The sequence below is a fragment of the Alteromonas sp. CH_MED4-4 genome (genome assembly GCF_037029575.1).
GTDB lineage: Bacteria > Pseudomonadota > Gammaproteobacteria > Enterobacterales > Alteromonadaceae > Alteromonas > Alteromonas macleodii.
The window spans coordinates 79,111-101,119 of record NZ_JAYMEU010000011.1 but is presented as its reverse complement, the minus strand read 5'-3'; the positions used below and the strand labels follow the sequence as shown (position 1 = coordinate 101,119).

Here is a 22,009-nt window from a genome sequence, read left to right as displayed (position 1 = left end):
GAATAACGATGAAAGAATATCTCGCTCTAATGCGCCATGTACGTGATACGGGTGTGAAAAAGGAAGATCGAACTGGTACAGGTACGTTAAGTGTATTCGGCTATCAGATGCGTTTTAATCTACAGGAAGGTTTCCCCTTGGTGACAACAAAGAAGTGTCACCTTAAATCCATTATTCACGAACTACTTTGGTTTCTTAAAGGCGAGACAAACATCGCTTATTTGAAAGAGCACGGTGTGAGTATTTGGGACGAGTGGGCTACCGAAGAAGGCGAGCTTGGTCCGGTTTATGGACACCAGTGGCGCAGTTGGGATCGCGGTGATGGCACTTCGGTAGACCAGATTGCCGAAGTGGTTGAGCAAATCAAAAACAATCCAGATTCTCGTCGACTTATCGTTAGCGGCTGGAACCCTGCAGTGCTCCCTGATACCAATTATTCTCCTAAAGAAAATGCAGCGATGGGCAAGCAAGCACTGCCACCTTGCCATACACTTTTCCAATTTTATGTATTAGACGGTAAGCTTAGCTGCCAGCTTTACCAGCGAAGCGGCGATATTTTCTTGGGCGTTCCTTTCAATATTGCAAGTTATGCTTTACTGACCATGATGATGGCGCAAGTGTGTGATTTAGAGCCCGGCGATTTTATTCATACGCTAGGCGATGCGCATCTGTATTCAAACCATCTTGAACAGGTAGAGTTGCAGCTAAGTCGTGAGCCTTTCGAGCGCCCAACTATGGAAATTAATCCTGAGGTGAAAGATATCTTCGGGTTTTCCTTCGACGACTTTACGCTTAAAAATTACCAGTCACACCCACATATTAAAGCCCCTGTTGCCATATAAGGAGTTACCATGAGTACTCCTATATTAATATGCGACGACTCAGGTTTCGCAAGGCGCCAGATGGCGCGCAGTTTACCTGATGGGTGGGACGTGGATATTTCGTTTGCCGAGAATGGTGAGCAAGCCCTCGCGCTTGTTCGCGAAGGCAAAGGCGATGTGGTGTTTCTCGACTTAAACATGCCGGTAATGGACGGTTATCAAACCATGGAAGCCATTCGCCAACAGGATCTTCCTTGCTTGGTAGTTGTCGTTTCCGGTGATGTACAAGCGCAAGCGCGAGAAAAAATGCTCGCTCTTGGTGCCCTGGATTTCATAAGAAAGCCAATTGATAACGAAAAACTCAGCCACATCCTAGCCTCTTACGGGATTTACAGTGGCGAGACGCATTCTTCAGGCGCGAGCTTACAAAAAGCGCAAGACGATAGCGACTCAAATGCCGTTTTAGCCAAGCGCCAGATGAGTAAAGAAGATCAATTAGACGCATGCCGTGAAATGGTCAATATTGCCATGGGGCGTGCGGGTGAGAATCTTGCTCAACTGCTAGGTGAATTTATTGATTTGCCTATCCCAAACGTCAACTTAATTGAAAGCAACGAACTGTCTATGGCGGTTGCGGAAATTAATCGTAACGACAGCGTGTCGGCAGTTTCAAAAGGCTTTATTAGTGAAGGTATAAGCGGCGAAGCGCTGGTTATTTTTAACGACACAAACTCTCAAAACATCGTTGAACTATTAAAGTATCCGCCGTCGGCTTCCTCCGACAAACTAGCGCTAGAAGCACTAATGGATGTTTCCAATATTCTTATCGGGGCCTGTTTAAACGGTTTGTCAGAGCAGTTAAATGTCGCCTTTAGCCACACGCATCCGGTGTTACTGGGGCAGCACCAAGGACTATCAACGCTTTTAAGTGATAACGTGCAGCGTTGGGGCAAGCTAATGGCTATCGAAATAGGTTATGCCATTAAGGCCAGAGATATTTCCTTTGACCTGCTGTTGCTATTTCCTGGTGATGCCATGAACCATATCTATTCTCGGCTGCTCGATGATGACGCTGTGACACAAGACAAGGAAAGTCTATGAATGCATCTACAGACGCACTTTCCACCGGTGCTTTAGTTAATTCTTCTCAAGTACCCGCAGAGCTTCTCGATTCCATTGAAGTGGGCATTGCAGTGCTAGACCGCAACTTCAACGTTCAAGTGTGGAACAAGTTTCTTGAAAACCATGGTGCAAAGAAAGCGGAAGCAATCATTGGAGACAGTCTTTTTTCTCATTTCCCGGAAATAGAAGAAAAATGGCTGAGAACCAAAGTTGACCCTGTGTTCAATTTGAAGAGCCCGGTGTTTATTATTTGGGAGCAGCGCCCTTTCTTGTTTAAGTTTGGTTGTAATCGCCCTGTAACCAGCGCTGCAGAGTTCATGTACCAAAATGTGACCATGTTCCCTATTGTTGATAAGCGCGGCAATGTAGAGCGGTTTTGTATGCTTGTTTACGATGTCACTGAGCAGGCGCTCGGTAAGCGTGGAATGGAGCATCTTAACGAAGAGCTGAAAACTGCGAGCCGCGTGGACGGTCTAACTGGGCTATATAATCGTCGCTACTGGCAGGAACGCTTTGATGAGATGCACAAACTTTGTGTGCGTAGAGAAAAGCCAAGTACTGCGCTTATGCTCGATATCGATCATTTCAAACGCATTAACGATACTTATGGTCATCAGGCTGGGGATAAGGTGATTAAGATGTTAGCAGCGCTGATTAAGCGCTGTGTGCGGGAAACCGACCTTGCAGGGCGCTACGGCGGCGAGGAATTTGCCATTATTCTGAATGACTCTTCGGTTGAAGATGCCAAGATAGTGGCCGAACGTATCCGACAATTAGCACAGCGTTTAGTGGTAGAACACGAAGGTGAGTCAATAAGTTTCACTGTTAGTTTAGGCCTTGCACAATTCTCTCCTGACTTTAAAGGAGCGATGGCATGGCTTGAGTGTGCCGATCAGGCGCTTTATGAAGCAAAAGAAAACGGCCGAAATCAATATCGCATTTATGCAGCGCCTGGCGCGTTATAGTGCTAGGCGTAGGGTGTTTTTGAGCTCTTGAAAGGTGACAGGCTTCACTAAGTGGTATCGAATACCTGCCTGCAGCGACGCTTCTTTATCGCTTCTGTGGGCATTGGCCGTAAGTGCGATGATTGGAAGGTCAGGGTGACCTTCTTTCATTATTTTAGCGACTTCCAAACCATTCATATCTGGTAAGTTGATATCCAACAGCACACAGTCAAACGCATTTTCACTCACTCTAATAATAGCGTCGTCACCGGTGTAACTCACAGTAACTTCGTGGCCCATACATTGAAGCATATACTCCACCATTTCTGCATTAATGGGCTCGTCTTCTACCAGCAACACATTGGCCTTTTTCGTTGTGTCAACAACTCTTGCGTTACTTGCTGTAAGGTGATGGAGCGCATCTACAAAGCGGTTTCTATCGATGGGTTTAACAAAACTTTGATAGATGGGTAGTTCACTGTTTGCAATAATGTTGGCAATATCTGGTGTTGCTGATAACACAATAACGGGCGGTACCCGTTCACCAAAAATCGCCTTAAGCGTCCTCACTAGTTCAAGACCATTCATGCCCGGCATATACAAATCTGCAATAATGCCTGAAAACTGGAGTATTTCTTCGTGCAGATTGAGCAAGTTCGCACCAGATGAAAACGTGCGTGCGCTAAAGCCCTCTTTGGTAATAATTGATTGTAAATGCAGCCTAGATATCTCTAAATCGTCAACCACGGCGAAGGTCGCATTAGACGGCGCTGAATTGGTAGCGGGAAGGTCTTCAATAGGTTTCAGAGGCAGTAAAATTTTAAACTCTGTACCAACTCCAACTGTACTGGTTACCTGTAGTGCACCGCCCAGCTTATCAACGCTGCGTTTAGCTACAGACAAGCCAATCCCTGCACCCGGGAAGCGTTGGCCAGTTGAATGTTCGCCGCGATAGAAGCGTTCAAACATGCGCTTTTGCGTCGCCTCATCAATTCCTATTCCAGTATCACTAATTATAATAACGAGAAAAATCCCTTGGTTTTTCACCAAGGTTGTAACGGTGACGTCGATAAGTCCATTAGATGTAAATTTAACGGCGTTATCAAGAATGTTAACTACCACTTTAGAAAGGGCGACAGGATCCGTTTCAGCGTAATGGGGCACACTGTGACTACAGTGCATATTAAATTCGATTTTTTTGTCTTTTACGCGCACAGAAAACGGCGAGATACATTCGTCGAGCAAGCTGATTAGGTCGACATCTGAAAAGTGCAGGTCGTCTTCAGTGTTATTGGTTAATACATCAGTAAGGTTGTTGGTAAGATTAAGAAGTCGATAGCTGGATTGTTCAGCCTGCTGAATTAGTCTGGTACGCTGTTCTTCCATGTTAGGAATAAGTTCAAGAGCACTGATAATTGCACTTATTGGCGCTCTGAATTCATGGCTAATCAGCTGCAAAAACTCTTTGTTTTGCAAATCTCTATCGTCATCCACCATGGCAAGTCTCAACTTCGATTTACCAAACTTTTTAGGCGACTTGTTTGCGTTACTTTTGTAAAAAAGCCATGCAATAAAATACCAAAGTACAATGACGACTGCGCCCAAAATAGTAGTGAGAAGCATCTTATTGCGCAACGCCTGAATACGCAGTAACAACGCGTTTTCTTCCGCCTGCATGGCATTGAGCATAGGCAGCAGGCTAAATTGCTGTTGAATACGTTGAGTTGCGTCGGCTATCGGCAACTCAATAAGAGTATGAAGTAAATCTAGTGTGGTTTGCGCGACCTGCCGTGCAGACGCGCTATTCAATCCTTCTTTTGCTATTGCAAAATCTCTTTCGGATAAGACTGTGGGCGAGATTGCTTGGCCTGCATTACTGCGAAGGTATTCAGATATACCTTGAACGGTGACCTGTAGCTCGCGCTTTAAAATAGTGTAATTCGCGGGTCCAGAAAACGCGCTGTTCTCCATCCGAAACGTAAATTGATTGATACTAGACTCAGTGGCAAGAATATTGTCCTCTAAATAACTCTGCTGCTTTAAGGCTGTTATGAGTGCTTGTTGCTTGCTCATCAGCGCGATTAAAACCGCAATAACAACCATAGCGATCAACAGTGCTGTAACACTCACTTTTGAAAAAGTGAATGTCCGCGAAATTGATGATTTGCGCTGCGACTGGCCAGCCTGGTTTGAGCTCACGTTCATCCTTGCAAGTAATATGCGGTAGAGATACCTACCTTAAATGTAGGCAACTAACGCTAACTTGCAAGGAAGTAGAAAAAAATTACGGTGACTCAACGCGCTTTATGTGGTGCCTAATTGAATACAAAAAGCAAAGGCTGGGAATTACCATGACTGCTGTGAGAATAAAGAACAGGCTCCAATTGCCTTCAAGACTATCTACAACAAAGCCGCTGCTAGAAGCGACCAAGGTTCTGCCCGCAACACTCAGGGAGGCCATGAGTGCGTATTGGGTTGCACTAAACGCCCGATTACACAATAGTGAGATAAACGCGACCATAGCAACGGTGCTCCAAGCCCCTGTAAAGCCATCGACAATAACGGTTATGGCTAAAAGAGATGTGGAAGGGCCTGTTTGCGCGATCAGTGCAAATAGTAAGTTAGACGCGGCCATGGCCACACCCGCAATCATTAATCCGCGGTAAATACCGTAGCGAATGTTAACCAACCCACCTAACAGTGAAAACACAATGGTTACCCACCAGTTGAGCAATTTTGAGTAAGTAGCGATATCGCTATTAGAAAAGCCAATTTCTTTATAAAACACGATACTCATGCGGCCTAGAAAGGCTTCACCGATTTTAAATAGAAAGATGAACAGTAAAAACGACGCCGCTAATTTAACGCCGTTTCGATTGAAAAATTCGGCGAATGGCGTGACAAGAGTAGTTTGTATCCAGTGAAAAACGGGAGACTGCTTTGTATCTTTGGCTGTTATCTTTTCAAGTAAGGCTTCGCGGTCAATTTGTGGCTCGTTCGCTAAACACGTGGCGCACATTAATAAAGCCATGAGAGCACCGAGTAAAAGATAAATGTTTGGCCAAGTCCAAGATGTCATGTCAGCCAAGAAGAACGGGATAGCACCAAGCCCGCCATAACCTGTCCACCAGCCAGCGGTGGCTACTGAAGACGCAGCTGACATGCCGTCTTTGTCGTCTTGGGCAATACAGTCAATGCGAAAACCATCGATGGCGATATCTTGCGTGGCTGAGGCAATAGCAATAAGCAAACCGATTAATGCAACGTAAAACAAATCTTGGTCTGCAGTGAGTTGAGACATCACTAAACACAGCAAAACTACAGAGCCTTGCATAGCGAAAATCCAACCTCGTCGTTGACCTAATAGTGGGGGCTTGATTTTGTCGACAAGCGGAGACCAGAGAAAATTAAAAGAGTATGTCGCGAAAATAATGCCGAATAAGCCGATGGCCGAGCGAGACAAACCTTCATCTTTGAGCCAAGCAGATAGCACTGAACCAATCATGATCCAAGGGAAGCCACTGGAAATGCCGAAAAGAAATATACTGAGGTATCGTTTGTCGTTAAACGTTTTTAAAGCGTTGAGCAAAACTGCGGCCTTAGGCAAGAATACAAAAGCATATTGAGCCATGAACCACAGTGAGAAGCAATAACGCGTTGAAGTGAAAGTTTTTCTATGGACGAATGCCGACGCAGTCGAGTGGGCAATGACCCAAACCTTCAAGGAAATTCACGCAGTTATTTAGTTCATCTACAAGAAACTGGTCGTTAATTAGCTTGTCTTCATTCCAATAATGCACTTGGTGAAGTAAATGCCAAAAAACCCGTTCTTTTTGAGTATAGGGCTGCGTTAAGGTGTAATCAATTTGCCCCCATTCTTCCATACTATCCCAAAAGAATAGCTCGATTTCCTCGATAGGAAGCTCTCCTTGCCAAAATGCTCTCAAATAGAAACACAGCTGCTTTGCTTTGTTATCTACGAAATCTTGAACACTCACAAGTAACTCAACCGTCTATGTTTGCTAAAAGTATTATAGTTCATAACAATGTTACTGCTTAGGACAGAGGCTTGCTATTTACACCATTAAATTTAGGTAATTGTTTTGGATACTAATTTAGCGTAATCGGTAAATTATGGAATTACCAGCCTAGGTGGCGAGTCCAACCAATAGTACTATTTGCAACTATTTGAATATGAGGGGGTTTCTGAAATTCCTTTATACTAAAGGCTAACAAATTGCTGGGGATAATTATTTGCCGATAGTGCATTTTTAGTGCGTTTTTTGCGCTAGTCTTTCGCTTTTGCGTGGTGCTGTTCGCCCAATCGTTAAATCCACTTAGTGACAGATCCAATATTGGAAAGCTGGACTGTGCTATATTATCTATAACTAATGTATTCGTTGATTCTTCTGGCCAAAAAGGTGAAATGGCTACGAAAGTGTCTGGATGAAGTTGAGGCTGTTGCTCTACGACGGACAAGTAAGTTGTGGCCAGCATGCCTTGTGCAATGACCATACGGTAGCCCGAATTGTCTTGTAGATAATTATTCAATGCATTGAGTTGTAAACTCAGCGCTGAAGTTGCTGATTCAAAATTGAGATACTGCGTAAGTTGATTACTTCTGGGGTGGATATTTGGGGCTGACATAGACGTAGTTTCAGAGTCTGACATGTCGGTGTTTGTAAATTCAGCAGGTAGGTTCTGCTGGGAAGTGACATTGACCGGCAAATTAAACGGACTTATCACTACATTCCAGCCTTTTTCAGCAAGCATGTTGGCAAGGCTATTTCCCTGCGCGAGAGTAAGGCTAGAGGGAAAAGGCTCAGTGAGTATGATAGCCACACCCAAAGGTAACGGTGTTTGCGCTTCAATTTCAATAATTGGGGATTCCACTTCTCCAATCATCAAAGGTTTCACTTCTCCAGGTAGATAGGCGTGACTAACATCTGTGAAAAAGTCACAGTGAGCTGTCATAGGCAATAGCGAAACAATAACAGCAAATGTTAAAAGGAGAGCGGGCCTTTTCATAAAATGTGGTTTGCCTTTACCTTAATCTGGATCTATTCAGCTTGGACAGCATCAAATTAATTCGTGCATCAAGCGTTATACGAAGGTTATCGGCAGTGTGCGTTAAAACTAAAATGGAGTCTATTGATAAAGTTGAGTAGCGTTAAAACGCTACTCAATACTTTCTGAAAGCGGCTTTGGGCAAAATGGACTAAAAGGGATGGCGACATTAAAGTGCAGCCAATGCCCAAGTGTCGGGTGCGAAAGACTCAAGCTTTCAGCATGAAGCTGTAAACGAGGCGCCATGGATAACGCTTCTTCATGGGCATAGAGTCTATCTCCCAAAATAGGGTGACCCAAAGCAAGCATATGTACTCGCAGTTGGTGAGAGCGACCGGTAATGGGATAAAGGGCAACGAGAGAATAGGGTCGCTCTTTTTCATCCAGTGTGCGCTCAATGACGTCAAAGTGCGTTACGGCTTTTTTACCGCGCTCGAAGTCTACCATTTGCTTTGGCCTGTTTGGCCAGTCGCAAATAAGGGGAAGGTTAACCTCTCCGCTGTCTTGTTCTACATGTCCATGAACCCGAGCGAAGTAGCGCTTTTTAGTTTGACGTAATTCAAACTGTTTCGAGATATGGCGATGGCTGTCTTTATTAAGCGCCAGCACCAAAATACCCGAAGTCGCCATGTCTAAGCGATGCACTACTGTGGCGGTGGGATACACTCGGTTAACCCGGCTAATTAGCGAGTCGCGGTGCTCCAATGCTTTGCCCGGAACGCTCAATAGCCCGCTAGGTTTATGCGCAACCACCATGTCCTCATCTTGATACAAAATATCAAGATAAGGTGTCATCGGTGGGTTATAAACAAAACTTGGGTTCGCCATTATGTACTCGTTACTTCACAGTCGCTTTTGAATGTTTAACCTTTCGAGGTTACGGGTTATTTACCACAATACGAATGGCGTCCAGCTGAACATCTGCATCCTGAATAACTTTATCAAGGGCGTTCATTTGCGTTTCAATAAACTCAATTTCGCTGTCACGTACTGCTGGGTTACGCTTTTGAAGATCGCGCAAGCGCTGTATTTCTTCGTTAAGCGTGCTGTGCATGCTGTTAAGTGCGTCGTGTTGCTTTTGGTTAGCTTGCTGATGGGCAAGCTTACGCGCCTTTTCAATGGCAAGCTCAAGCGGCTGTTGCAAGGCTTTTAGAAGCTGAGCCGAGATCTTACGTCCAATTTTACGCTTAACGTCGAAGCTCAATTCAGACGGGTTTCCTTGCGCATCTAAACACACTTGCACGGGCGTTTGAGGTAAGAAGCGGCCCAACTGAAGCGCTTTAGGCGCTTGCGCCTGCAGCACAAACAACGCCTCAACCCAATAAGCGCCTTTTGGCAAAGACGGCTCGGCAATGAAGCCCATGCTGCTCTTTCCGTGTACGTCGGTGAGTACTACGTCCATGGCGGTATGCACAAGTGGATGATCCCAACTTAAAAACTGTACGTTTTCTAGCGTGGTGGCTACACGGCGCTTGTAAGTAACCGTCATGCCTTCTGGGTCAAGGCCCGGAAGCTGGCTCACCATCGACTCGGTTGGCATAAGAATAAAGCAGTCATTGCCTTTTTCATCCTGCTGAACACCGATAGCATCGAAAACGCGACCCATAAAGCGCGACAAATCTTGTTCGCTATCAAGGGTAATAATGTCTTCAAGCAGTTGTTCTACGCGGCCTTCACCCGAGGCATTAAGCTCAAGAAGGCGATCGCGACCGGCTTCAAGCTGCGCCACGAGCTGGCTATTAAGCGTAACACTCATGTTCACTAGCTCGTCACGCGCGCTCATATCGTCAGGGTGTAAGCACGCACCAATAAGCAGAGGCTTAACGTCGTCGAATACACCAGAGCCCGTGGGGCAGGTCTTTTCAAAGGCATTCAGCCCTTCGTGATACCAATCTAGTAATACGTGCTGCGCGGTTTTCGCTAAATACGGCACGTGAATTTGTACGGTTTGGGTTTGGCCAATACGGTCAAGACGACCAATACGTTGTTCAAGCAGATCTGGCGTGATAGGCAAATCGAACAGCACCAAATGATGAGCGAACTGGAAGTTACGACCTTCGCTACCAATTTCACTACACAGTAGAACTTGTGCGCCGTCTTCCTCATCAGCAAAATAATGGGCCGCCTTGTCGCGCTCCACAATGCTCATGCCTTCGTGGAATACACTGTGGCGAATACCGGTTTGCGTGCGAATAACCTCACCTAACTCTTGCGCTGTGCGGGCGCTTGCGCAAATAAGCAGAATCTTTTCTGGCTTAACGCTTTGCATGAAATCAAGCAGCCATTCAACGCGCGGGTCTTGCTTGGTCCAGCTGTTAACCACGCTTGCCATACGTTCAGGATACAGTGAATAGGTTAAGTCGCCGCCGCTCACGGCATCTGAATAAACCTCAGGCAAAGCCAGTTCGTAAGCGCTTAATTTACGCATCGGAAAGCCTTCGATATTGGCGCGGCGGTTTCTAAACAGCATACGACCTGTGCCGTGACAATCGATAAGTTGGTGCAGCAGCGCATGGCGATTTTCCGGCGCACTTAAATCACCCGCATGTTCCATTACGTCAGGCGCGAATTCTGCGAGTTTGCTGCGTTGTTTGTCGTTAGGCTCGGCGTCTGAAAGTAATGGCGCTACTGCATCGGCCAGTTGGCTGTATTTCGATTCTTCATCTAAGAATGCATCGTAGCTATGGAAGCGAGCCGGGTCGAGCAGGCGCAAGCGGGCAAAGTGGCTTTCGTGACCAAGTTGATCAGGCGTTGCGGTAAGCAGTAATACACCAGGTGTTTGGTTTGCCAACGCTTCCACACAAAGGTATTCGGCAGAGGGAGCCTCACTTGACCACGCAAGGTGATGGGCTTCATCGACAACCATTAAATCCCATCCTGCAGCTTGAATTTGCTGCTGGCGTTTTTCGCTCTTGCTTAGGAAGTCGATACTGCAAAGTACCAGCTGGTCGTTTTCAAATGGATTCACAGCGCTCGCGTCAGACGGATCGTCATCTTCTAAGCCTTCGCTCTTTTCTATGGCTTCGCAGCGACTTTCATCGTAAATGGCAAAAGGAAGGTTAACGCGGCGAAGCATTTCAACTAACCATTGGTGCATGAGCGAGTCTGGAACTAAAATAAGCACGCGCTCTGCACGGCCTGTTTTAAGCTGCTGGTGAATAATCAACGCGGCTTCAATGGTTTTACCAAGACCTACTTCATCGGCAAGTAATACGCGAGGTGCGTGTCTGCCGCCTACCTCTGACGCAATGTGGAGTTGGTGCGGAATAAGCGATATGCGCGCACCTGCAAGACCAATGGTGTTTGAACGTAAGTAATCATATTGATGATCTAAAGCACGCTCGCGCAAATCGAACCATTTAGGGTTGTCTAATTGCTGACTGAACAGGCGCTTTTCAGGTTGGTTCAAGCGAATGTGGCTGTCTAGCATGGTTTCAGGTAATCGCGCTTGCGCTTTGGTGTCTTCGCGAAGCCCGTGATAGATGAAAAGGCCTTGGCTTTCTTCTTTTTCAGTAATGGTCATTTCCCAGCCGTCTTGGCTTTTGACCGTTTCGCCAATTTCAAAAATTAGTCGCGTAAGCGGCGCATCTTGCTTAGTATACTTTCGCGCTTCGCCTGTTGCTGGATACAACACTTCGACAGAACGGAAGTCGCTACCAATAACGACACCTAACCCCAGCTCTATTTCTGTGTTGCTTAACCAACGCTGACCAACTGAAAATTGACTATCTGAACTCATAAATCACCAACCTGTTTTTCGGGGGGCGGTATTGTACGCATTGCGTTGTGATAAGTCATTAATACTAGCTCATTTGATTTGGGGTTGCAGGTGGGGGGATTGAGTACCTATGCTTCTGCGTTAACAAGACGATTAGCACTAGTAGGCCTTCTTTGCTTCACACCGAGAATGCTGGTAGCAAAAGAATAAGAACGTTGACGTGCCTATCAGGCTTGCTTTGTCACAGGGTTGGCGTAAAACTGTCGTATCACTGACCATGGATATTTCTTACTGTTAACCGCGTTACGTTCTTAACGTATGTGAATCGCAGCTAACAGGAGGAAGCGCGAGATGGATATGAAAGTAGACAGTCAAAAGCTTATACAACTTCGCAATGCTAGGGCATGGAGTCAGCAGCATCTGGCAGATGTGTCTGGATTGAGTTTGCGTACTATTCAGCGAATTGAGAAAACACAATCTGCTTCACACGATTCAATAGGCGCTCTTGCTTCAGTTTTCGAAACGACGCCCGATGCGCTTTTAATGGGTGAAACCCACGCCACTACAAGTCATGCTAAAGGGCAGCCAACCTCGCAAACTTCTACTGCGGGCGAGAATGCCGCAGCTCATCATTCAATTAAGCTGCAGGGTGACCGGCCAACGTCGTTGAATCCCCAACATGTTCTTTGGATCACGCTGGCGCTCGCCATCAGTTTGTTTGCTGCTATTTATTATGCGCAAACGGTCAATGCGAACAATGGTAGCAACCAAGTAATTGAAGCTGGCAAGCCAGTTAATGTTAGTAGCGAAGTCCTTGAAGATGCAACAAGTTGGCTGGAACTTATCGACAGCGGTGAATATGAACAAAGCTGGAAAGAGAGTGGGGCTATTTTTAGAAGCGGTATTTCAATAGCTAAATGGACCGAGGCGATGCAGCTAGTCAGGGAGCCATTGGGGGCAGCCAAGTCGAGGGAAATCGCGTTAGCACAAGCGCCAACTTCACTGCCGGGATTGCCTAAAGGAAACTACCTTATTTTGTCGTTCACCACTGACTTTGATTCCCAGACCACAATGAAAGTAGAGACCCTTTCTATGGTGGAAGTTGATGGCGAATATAAAGCAATAGGCTACTTCATTAAGTAGCCTACTCAGGTAACTGGTACAAAGTTTCAATTCCTTGAATGGCTTTGAAAGCATCATCGCTCGTTGCATTGTTGATGGCTTTGATAAGTTCAGGTGCATTGTAGGGCTCTAACAAGGTTAAGAACGTCGCTGTGCCAGGCGGCATGCCACTATTCACTGCTTTTTGAAGTCGCTTCCATACAGTGAACAGCGACTCCTCACCTAACGTTTTTTGTTGCACCACGCTATCGATGGCGCGGTGCATTATCATCCCGCATGAATAATAAAGATTGAAGTGCCCGTTTTTATAAGCACGAGCCAGCGTAGTCTGCGCCAGCCCTTCAGTACAGCTCTCGAAAGCGCGGGTCATTCGGCTTTCAACGTAGCTATTGGCGTCTTCGTAGAGGAAGTTCATGGCGATGGCCGCAAAGTAGTCGGCGTTGCCCTCGTGCAGCCAAGACTGATCCTCGTTCTCTGATACACCTTCGGTACTGCCAGGCTGATATAAATGGGCGACTTCGTGAGCAAAGAACCAAAGTGTTTGGTTAACAAAGCTGCTGTTATTCGCCTGCTCATTTAAGTCTTGTCTGTTCCAATGCATAAATATCTGGTTAGGTAGTGTTCCACCTTGTGTAGAGTGATCGTCTACGTTTGCGTAAGAGGCAAATAACATGGGCTTTTCGCCCTTAAGCGGATTAAGAGAATGGGAGAAAAACGCCATCATGTTGGGTATATCTTCTTCTAGCGAAGCTTTAATGCTTTCAGGAAGCCCGGGATCAATTAGGGCAACCACATCATCGGTAATAATTGGCTGTTGCTTACCCACATACACGACTATTCCATCATTGTTATCTGTCCACGACACGCTGCTTTTCATTACTTTGCCATTCAACACTATGTGTTCATCACTGGGAACATTGAGTGTCAGGTGCCATTTATTATCTTCTTCAGTACAGGTATTAGCACAAGCAAACAGTCGCCCAGAGTGAAAGGCATTTCCACCATCAGAAAAAGGAGAAAATGGTGCGTAATCTTTACCCAAGTGTTTATAGGTGGGCGTCAGTAAAAATGACACGGTAGAGAGGGACCTGCCTGACTTCGAACGTACAAGTTCTTGGTGTTTGACGTTATCAAAGACGATTTCTATGTCGTTGTCTTGCGCGAACCAACGTGTTGTTCTTGATGTATCTGGGTTTCTAACAAAAGCCAGCGTTTTGGCTGGCGTAGTCAATGTGTAGGTGGCTACCCATTTTTCAGACGTGTCAGTCGTGCTTTTCTCAACCTTGATTAGAATGTTAGCAGGGGAAGAATCATTGTGCGCTTGGCTATTCGCCCATGCAATTTCGGCGTTAAAGTACGCTAGTAGCGATAACGTCATGCTTATGGCCGTTTTTATTTTTGTGATGTTAAGCCAATTCATAGCTGATCTTTCCCTGAGTGTTATTAATTTAAACGCATCCACTTTATTGAGGTGTTGTGGCATTGGGTTAGCACCCGTGTTTAATTCACCGCTTCAACAAATACACCTTAGCCTATTTGGGTATCAAAAACGCAGCTAAAACTGCGCTAACTGTAGTTAAAGTGTGAGCATTTGTTACGAACCAAGTATGCCAGTTTCTTGTTTAATGCAGAATGGGAGCGCTGTGCTATCTCATATAACGTGAAAGGACTGTTCGTCGCTTCTCACTTGTTCTAACGAAAAATAAAAAAGAAAAAACAGTGCTAAATCTCAAAAACTGGATTATGGTGGAATTAAGGGTTCGCTAATTTAACAAACGAACCTTTGAGGCAGAAAGAGTAGTACTGCTTCTCAGTCGACGCGAGTAGGGGAAGAAGTCCTGTTTCGAGCGGCATTCTCCTACAACCGTAACTGTAGCTTGTTAGCGCGTGCGTTCATAAATGAACAATACGTCTAACCTGGCTTTATTTACCGGAGTGAAGGATGCCAAGAAAAAATTCTACCGATACTAAGATTTACGTCCTCGATACCAATATTCTGCTGCACGAACCTCACGCTTTTCTCTCCTTTAAAGAACATGACGTTGTTATTCCAATGACCGTATTGGAAGAGCTCGACTACATCAAAGACAGCAAAAAAGACGTGGCGCGTGATGCACGGGTATCCATTCGGGCAATGGAGGATTTACTCCATGACGCAACGCCAGAAGATATGCTAGCGGGTGTATCGATGGAAGGGTTGGGCGCGGGTCAAACGGCACCTACAGGGAGTCTATCTATATTCGCCGACCTCAACATGGTTGAGGCTCAGCAAGTGTTTACCAGCAACGAGAATGACAACCGCATTATTAACGTAGCGCTGCACTTGCAAAAGACGTTCGCGCCGCAAAAAGTGGTGTTGGTTACCAAAGACTTAAACATGCGCCTTAAAGCGAAAGGGGCAGGCCTCGCTCATGTTGAAGACTACCGCACCGACCAGCTAATTACTGACATCAAATATCTATCTCGCGGGTTTCATACCTTTGAAGGTAATTTTTGGGACAGCGTAAAAAGCGTGGATAGCCGCAGCGAAGGGCGCGACACTATTCACACTATCCCCAAGTCTATGTTGTTAGAAGCGTATGTAAACGAGTTTTTGCTCGACGAAACTAAACAGTTTGCAGGTTTAGTAGAAGAGATCACCGACGATCATTTAGAGGTGTTGGATTTAGGTTACGAACGCTTGATGGGTCGTCATGCCTGGGGCATCACACCCAAAAATATAGGGCAGGCCATGGCGCTTCATGCGCTGCTAGACCCACACATTGATATGGTTATTCTCACAGGCCCTGCCGGTAGTGGTAAAACGCTCCTTGCGTTAGCTGCAGCCCTTGAAATGGTGGTAGAGCGTAACATGTATGACAAAATCATTGTCACGCGAAGCACGCCGGAAATTGCTGAGTCCATTGGCTTCTTGCCGGGAACGGAAGAAGAAAAAATGTTGCCTTGGTTGGCAGCAATTACCGATTCTTTGGAAGTACTCCACAAGCACGACGAAAATACCAAAGGGTCTATGAATTACATCATGGAAAAAGCCAACATTCAGTATAAGTCGGTAAACTTTATGCGAGGCCGAAGTATTCAAAATGCGATTGTGATTTTGGATGAGTCGCAGAACTTAACCGCGTCACAGCTTAAAACCATCATCACACGTTGTGGTGAAGGAACGAAGCTGATAGTGGGCGGTAACTTGGCGCAGATAGACAGTAACTATCTGAGCGCAGTGACATCGGGTCTTACTTACTTGGTTGAGAAATTTAAAGACTTCTCGGGCAGTGCCACTATAAACCTAGACGGCGTGGTAAGAAGTCGTCTTGCGAGTTTTGCTGAAGAAAATCTATAACCTAAGATAATGCGTAAATTGGCAGTATTGTTTTTATAACAGAATACTGTCCTCACTGTTATACTCCGCTGGTGGGAACTATCGGAGTATAACGTGGCTAAATACGAAGTTTTAGCTCACCAACTTAAAGAGCAGATTGAGCGCGGCGTGTGGGTAGAAAATGAAAAGCTCCCATCGCTTCGCAAACAGGCAGCACAAACAGGCTTCAGCCTAATGACAGTGCTGCACGCCTATCAGATGTTAGAAAGCCAAGGCATAGTAAGCTCCCAAGAACGTTCGGGCTTTCTGGTAACAGCTAAAGCGAGCAATGCCTCAAAAGAACGTGTACAGGCCACAGAAGCCGTCAGTATTAACGACTTTGTATATGAAGTGCTGCAGGCCTCTCGCGACCCCCACATGTTCAGTTTAGGATTTGCTTACCCCGACCCAAGCCTTTATCCAAGGCAACATTTAAATAAGTCTATTGCAGCTGCCGCCCAGCAAATTTCCTTGACCAGCGCCATGGATAACTTGCCTCCAGGTAACCTGGACCTTAGAAAAATCATCGCTAAGCGCTATGCCGTCAAAGGCGTGAATATATCGCCTGATGAAATCATTATTACCGCTGGTGCGCTAGAGGCGCTGAACTTGAGTTTGCAGGCATGCACCACACCAGGAGACTGGGTGGTTGTTGAGTCGCCGGTGTTCTATGGAACGCTTCAGGCGCTTCAACGTTTAGGTCTAAAAGCGATTACTGTAACGGTATCACCCAACACTGGCCTGGATGTAGCTGCACTTGAGCGCGCATTTAAAAATCATAATGTGAAAGCCTGCTGGCTTATGAGCAACTTTCAAAATCCAGTTGGATACTCATTGAGTGACGTTCAAAAACAGCAGGTGGCCGCGTTACTCGATAAGTATAATGTTGCCCTTATTGAAGATGATGTGTATGCCGAGCTTTATGCTGATAAGCGTCCACCTCTGCCAATTAAGCATTTTATGAAAGAGGGAGATAGCATGTTGTGTTCATCGTTCTCCAAGTCTTTAGTGGCAGGTTACAGAATAGGGTGGGTCGCCGCAGGTAAGCGTGCCCTTGAAATACAAAAACAGCAGCTTATGAGTACATTGGCAACCAGTGCGCCGATACAGCTTGCGCTTGTAGACTATTTATCCACAAAAAATTACGAGTCTCATTTAAAGCAGCTGCGAAAAAAACTCATCGCTCGTAAGAAGACGATAACGGCGCTGCTTACCGACCTTCTATCAGACGTTGCGACTATTCATACACATAGCGGCGGCTATTTTTTGTGGGTGGAATGCCGGGGGCATGTTGATGCAATGGCTATTTATAAAGAAGCGTTGCGTTTACACATCACCATTGCGCCTGGAAAACTGTTTAGCTTAACCAATGAATTTAACCATTGTTTTCGTTTAAACGCGTCGTTTGCTCTGAATGAAGCGAAGCGCAATCAACTGCTTAAGCTTTCGTTATTTATAAAAAGTCTTTCATAAATAACGTGTTATCAATCTGCGTAACGCAAACCGTAGTTTTTGCACATTCTGTATAGGGCGCAGGTTTGAAACAAGAAAAACATACACCTTAAAAATCTGTGACTTCAAAGCCTACGCCTTAAATATCTGCGCCTTAAAATCTATTGCAACTGATCTATAAAGAAAGCCCTAATCTGTTTCTATTTTAACGGCCCTAAATCCCTACCATTAGCGCAAAATTTTCGGAGAAAGCTAATGACGGCAGTTAAAATTCGGCAGGAAGACATCATTGCTTGTACACCCGTAGAAAACAAAAAAATCTATATCCGTGAGGAAACCGGGCACTTTCAAAAAATACGTCGATACTTGAATGTAGTATTAGTGACGTTGTTTGTTGCGCTCCCCTTTATTCAATACCAAGGACAGCAGGCGGTTTTGTTTGATGTGGGGCGTCAAACCCTCACGCTTTTTACATGGGTGTTGTATCCACAAGACCTCATGATTTTTGCCTTTCTGTTTATTCTTGCGGCTTTTGTTTTGTTTTTAGTAACCCGTCATTACGGGCGAGTATGGTGTGGCTTTACTTGCCCTCAAACCGTATGGACTCTCGCTTTCAATTGGGTAGAGCGCCGTATTGAAGGTACGCACAATCAAAGCAAGGCTTTAGATAAGCAGCCTAGCTCACTAACAAAAGTAGTCATAAAGGGGGCAAAACACAGTGCATGGTTGGCATTAAGCCTTATTACTGCGCTGGTTTTTATGTCTTATTTCTATCCGGCATCTCGTCTATATACGGAGTTTTTCACTTTCTCTGCGCCTGCGTTAATTTCAGGCTGGACTATGTTCTTTACCGTTTGCACTTATGCCAATGCCGGTTGGCTTCGAGAGAAAATGTGCACGCATATGTGCCCCTATTCTCGCTTTCAAGCTGCGATGTTTGATAACAGTACGTCATTGGTTACTTACAACGAAACCAGAGGAGAAAGCCGCGGACCAAGGAAGCGTTTTTCACAGCACAAAGACTTGGGCGATTGTGTGGATTGTAATTTATGCGTTCAAGTCTGCCCAGCAGGCATAGATATTCGTGAAGGAATTCAGTACGAGTGCATTAACTGTGGTCTGTGTATTGACGCATGCGACAAGGTCATGGCCAAATTTGGCTATCCACTCAAACTTATCAATTTTTCGCGAGCTGGCAGGAATTCTGGGCGTAAATTCACTAACTATCTTTACGGCGCCGCAATCATTGCCATACTGCTCGCAATGGGCGAGTGGGCTATCGACAGGCAGGACTTCGAGGCTTCAATTAGCCGTGACCGCAACGCGCTTTACAGGGAGAACAACGCGGGACACATTGAAAACACTTATACGTTAACCGTTTTAAATAAATCCCGCGTGGCCAAAACCTATGAAATTGCTATAGAAACGCCATCAGATATGCAGCTTATTAACGTACCGACTATAAACGTAGCACCAGGCGAAAAGCGAAATGTGCCGTTTTCAGTTGAAGCATTGTCGCCAATGGCTAATACCATGCAATCTGTTAGCTTTGTTATTATCGATAAATCTACCAACAGTGTGATTGGCAATGAAGTGATGTTCTATTCAGGGAATAACAGGCAAATGTAGATGAAACTTACTCTACTACTTCCACTTGGTAGCGCCCGGTCACAATGTTGCGCTCTGTATCTTCGGATACTTGCCCGAAGGGAATGAGTGCCGGACCCGTAGGATCATAGAGCACGTAAACGTCGCCATCGTGCTCAATGGTTCGGTCATCTGCCATGGGGGTTAATGCAATTCCAAGCAAGGCGTGGTTGGGCAGGTAAAGTACAATCATCTTTGTAGTGGGTAAAAAAGCTCTTACCATTGAAGACGCTAACACTGCTTTACTGTCACAGTCCCCTAGGTTCTGCATAAGCACACTTATGGGCGGCGCATACCCAGAGCCATTACTCACTACTCTATCTTCTAACGTGTCGTAAGGGATGCTTTGCAGCCAACTGAGAATTAAAGAAAAATAGGCTCTAGAATCTGACTCAGACGCGACTTTCTCGTAAAACGCTTGAGAAACGGACACCAAAGGTTTTACTGACTCAGAGATGTAACGCAGGTGATCTGGCTTTATGGCACTTTGGTTAAATATGGTCGTAAAGCGCGTGAAGTAATGTTCACGCAAGTAGCTATCGTAAGCGTTTTGCTGTACGTCACGTAAATGCGCTTGAACGTCTTCTATTTTCTCTTCGTCAGTCCCCGACACTTTAATATTAATGGCTTCTCTCAAGGGCTTGATTGTTATTTTTGCGTCCTTGGGGTCGATAGCCTTTGCTGCTTTGGTCAATGCAACAGTCACGTGTCGCTGTGCTATTTTGGGCTTGTAATTTGTCTGCCTGAGCGGCAAATCTTCAATTGACTCAAAGGGAATTTCAAACCTGAGGTTATGTCGCTGCTTCGCACCGTCAATCCATTCGTAATAGAACTGCATGCCGGTATCAGTCTTCTTTCTTTTGAACTCGAGTTGTTCAGAGAGCGCATGCTGAACATGGAAAACCACAAGGATCGTAGCAAGACCAAGGTATCTCGTTACCTTGCTAATAAAGCGCCAAATGTTCTTTTTTTTCGAGGAAGTATGAAGCTTCATTGTTATCGTTGGGTTAACTTAATAATTGATCACTCATTTTGTGAGTATGCGCGTGAAAATGAAAAAAACAAGGCAAAGGCTATTTTGAAGCCTTTGCCTTGGGTCGTGCCAGCCCATTACCCTAGCAGAGGTCGTCAATAGTGCATTGAGAGACCTTGGGATTGTGCTACTTGATTCAAAAACTGTCGATTAGTGGGTAAACCACTGAGTTGTTGCTGAATACTTTGTACATGTTTTGCGTAGGCATGCCGCTGTTCAGGAGTGTGCAAATTGGCTTGATAGACATCATTGTACTGCGACCTGAATCCCATGCCGTATAGAACAAACAAATAGCTGGCCGCGGGGAACAATTCCTCACGAAGTTCAAAATCAGATGAAATAGGGCTGCGGCTTTTCCACAGGGTTAACCAATCTTGTAACTGGGTGGAACAGCTCTCTTGGTTTCGCATATCACGCCAGTACGCAGAAGCTTCACGTTCACTCAACACATAATGAAGCTTTAGGAAGTCGACTATTCTTTCCCATTTTTTTTCGAAAGCCTGATTAAACTGTCGACCAGCCGCTTGGCATTCTTTATATGTTCTAGGCAGTTGTTTTGCTATGTGGGTGGCAGATAATTCAATCATGACAAGCGCCGACGCTTCCAAAGGTTCTAGGAAGCCAGCAGATGTGCCGATGGCGACACAATTCTCTACCCAAAGCGTTTTACGGTAGCCCGGTGAGAATGTGATCTTTCTCGCTTTGCTAACATCCACATCAGCGGTTTTCTTGTCGTGCTTTAAGTAGGTCTCCAGTGTTGCTCTTGCTTCATCTTCACTGCAATGCGCCGAGCTATACACGTATCCCACACCTTTTCTCGAAGGCAAACCAATATCCCAAACCCAGCCACTGTCTTGAGCTGTTGAGTGTGTGGTAGAGGCAATATCAACTGAGCTGTCAACGTAGGGAGCTTGGATTGCGATAGCACTATCGTTGGCCAGTACGTTGGAGCATGATGTTAAGGGAACACCATAGTGCTGACCAATTAACCTTGCCGCAAAGCCTGTACAATCTATGAATAGATCACCAGTAATATTACCGTGTTCACGACCCACTATTGCAGCAATAGGTTCTGAAGATGAGCCAACCACATCATCCACATGATCCACAATATGTTGAACACCTAAAACCGTTGTCGCGTGCTTTTGAAGTAAGGCTGCAAACTTGTTTGCGTCAAGGTGATAACCATAGTTTGCAATGCCAGCATACGCAGGCGTTTGACGCTGCTTGGGGGCGAGATGGTGGTCGCATAATGCGGCCTGGGAACATACGGCATGTGCAAAATCTTGCTCTGCTGCGTAGCTTTGCCACCATGCCGCAACGTCGCTTTCAAAGTACCTAAATGGCAGGCTGAAAGGGTGGTAGTACTGATGTTCAATGGTGTCTGAGCGCCAATTGTGAAAACTGGTACCCTGCTTAAAAGACGCATTGCACTGGGCTAAAAAGGTTTCTTCACTGATACCAATTTTAAGAAGCGTACTGCGCATAGTAGGCCACGTCCCTTCGCCTACACCCAATATACTGACATCTGGTGACTCAACTAAAGTGACACTAATATTGTCATCGTGCTTGTGCGTTACAGCGATGATTGAAGCGGTTAACCAGCCAGCGGCACCACCACCTACAACAACAATACGACGAAGGGGGCTATTCGCTTGATGCATATTTTTCCCAAAGCCTACTTTATGGAAACAAAATGTTAACGATTTGGTTTTTCTTAAATGT

General features: G+C 45.6%; 16 protein-coding genes. 7 read left to right on the top strand and 9 right to left on the bottom strand.

Features of this window, described 5'->3' with window-relative positions; translation table 11 throughout:
• The first annotated feature begins 8 nt into the window (after positions 1-8).
• The 3 genes from WA381_RS09835 to WA381_RS09825 are packed head-to-tail and all read left to right on the top strand — an operon-like array spanning position 9 to position 2,908.
• Entirely contained in the window at positions 9-842 is an 834-nt protein-coding gene (locus tag WA381_RS09835) for a thymidylate synthase (protein WP_014948183.1), read from the top strand.
• Between the two features lie 9 nt (positions 843-851).
• On the top strand, positions 852-1,922 hold the full coding sequence (locus tag WA381_RS09830; RefSeq protein WP_039224447.1) for a response regulator: 1,071 nt from the start codon (positions 852-854) through the stop codon (positions 1,920-1,922).
• Positions 1,919-2,908 carry a sensor domain-containing diguanylate cyclase gene (locus WA381_RS09825; protein ID WP_081106057.1) on the top strand — a complete coding sequence of 330 codons (990 nt, stop codon included), beginning with the start codon at positions 1,919-1,921 and terminating at the stop codon, positions 2,906-2,908. The genes WA381_RS09830 and WA381_RS09825 overlap by 4 nt, the downstream gene beginning before the upstream one ends.
• On the opposite strand, the gene WA381_RS09820 is transcribed toward WA381_RS09825, so the two are convergent.
• The 6 genes from WA381_RS09820 to rapA form a co-directional block, all read right to left on the bottom strand.
• Entirely contained in the window at positions 2,903-5,092 is a 2,190-nt protein-coding gene (locus tag WA381_RS09820) for a response regulator (RefSeq protein ID WP_269351422.1), read from the bottom strand. The two genes, WA381_RS09825 and WA381_RS09820, sit on opposite strands and share 6 nt — an antisense overlap.
• A 79-nt stretch (positions 5,093-5,171) precedes the next feature.
• The gene (locus WA381_RS09815) at positions 5,172-6,518 is read right to left on the bottom strand and encodes an AmpG family muropeptide MFS transporter (protein WP_014975617.1); all 1,347 of its coding nucleotides are present in this window, start codon (positions 6,516-6,518) and stop codon (positions 5,172-5,174) included.
• Between the two features lie 43 nt (positions 6,519-6,561).
• A complete protein-coding gene (locus WA381_RS09810; RefSeq protein ID WP_014948188.1) occupies positions 6,562-6,885 on the bottom strand; it encodes a hypothetical protein in 324 nt (107 codons plus the stop codon).
• 142 nt (positions 6,886-7,027) lie between these two features.
• Positions 7,028-7,915: a DUF3530 family protein gene (locus WA381_RS09805; protein WP_061439413.1), complete on the bottom strand. Its 888-nt coding sequence runs from the start codon at positions 7,913-7,915 to the stop codon at positions 7,028-7,030.
• 150 nt (positions 7,916-8,065) lie between these two features.
• Positions 8,066-8,782, bottom strand: coding sequence for a bifunctional tRNA pseudouridine(32) synthase/23S rRNA pseudouridine(746) synthase RluA (rluA, locus tag WA381_RS09800; protein ID WP_014975619.1), 717 nt, complete (start codon positions 8,780-8,782; stop codon positions 8,066-8,068).
• Positions 8,783-8,831: 49 nt separating this feature from the next.
• Entirely contained in the window at positions 8,832-11,693 is a 2,862-nt protein-coding gene (rapA, locus tag WA381_RS09795) for an RNA polymerase-associated protein RapA (protein WP_156085930.1), read from the bottom strand.
• A gap of 330 nt (positions 11,694-12,023) precedes the next feature.
• Here rapA and WA381_RS09790 point away from each other — a divergent pair, with 330 nt between their 5' ends.
• Positions 12,024-12,815, top strand: coding sequence for a DUF4019 domain-containing protein (locus WA381_RS09790; RefSeq protein WP_061439417.1), 792 nt, complete (start codon positions 12,024-12,026; stop codon positions 12,813-12,815).
• A gap of 1 nt (position 12,816) precedes the next feature.
• Here the strand turns inward: WA381_RS09790 and WA381_RS09785 are convergent, their stop codons facing one another.
• Positions 12,817-14,214 carry a hypothetical protein gene (locus tag WA381_RS09785; RefSeq protein WP_061439418.1) on the bottom strand — a complete coding sequence of 466 codons (1,398 nt, stop codon included), beginning with the start codon at positions 14,212-14,214 and terminating at the stop codon, positions 12,817-12,819.
• A 522-nt stretch (positions 14,215-14,736) separates the two neighbouring features.
• On the opposite strand from WA381_RS09785, the gene WA381_RS09780 reads away from it, so the two are divergent.
• From WA381_RS09780 to ccoG, 3 genes are all read left to right on the top strand, one after another.
• Positions 14,737-16,134, top strand: a complete 1,398-nt coding sequence (locus WA381_RS09780) for a PhoH family protein (RefSeq protein ID WP_061439421.1) — start codon at positions 14,737-14,739, stop codon at positions 16,132-16,134.
• A gap of 93 nt (positions 16,135-16,227) precedes the next feature.
• On the top strand, positions 16,228-17,625 hold the full coding sequence (locus WA381_RS09775; protein ID WP_061439423.1) for an aminotransferase-like domain-containing protein: 1,398 nt from the start codon (positions 16,228-16,230) through the stop codon (positions 17,623-17,625).
• 234 nt (positions 17,626-17,859) lie between these two features.
• Positions 17,860-19,233, top strand: a complete 1,374-nt coding sequence (gene ccoG / locus WA381_RS09770; protein WP_061439425.1) for a cytochrome c oxidase accessory protein CcoG — start codon at positions 17,860-17,862, stop codon at positions 19,231-19,233.
• Between the two features lie 7 nt (positions 19,234-19,240).
• Here the strand turns inward: ccoG and WA381_RS09765 are convergent, their stop codons facing one another.
• Together WA381_RS09765 and WA381_RS09760 are read right to left on the bottom strand one after the other, a co-directional pair.
• On the bottom strand, positions 19,241-20,245 hold the full coding sequence (locus WA381_RS09765) for a hypothetical protein (RefSeq protein ID WP_231506399.1): 1,005 nt from the start codon (positions 20,243-20,245) through the stop codon (positions 19,241-19,243).
• Between the two features lie 134 nt (positions 20,246-20,379).
• Positions 20,380-21,948 (bottom strand): tryptophan halogenase family protein, encoded by a 1,569-nt coding sequence (locus WA381_RS09760; protein ID WP_061439430.1) that lies wholly within the window; start codon positions 21,946-21,948, stop codon positions 20,380-20,382.
• Positions 21,949-22,009: the final 61 nt, after the last annotated feature.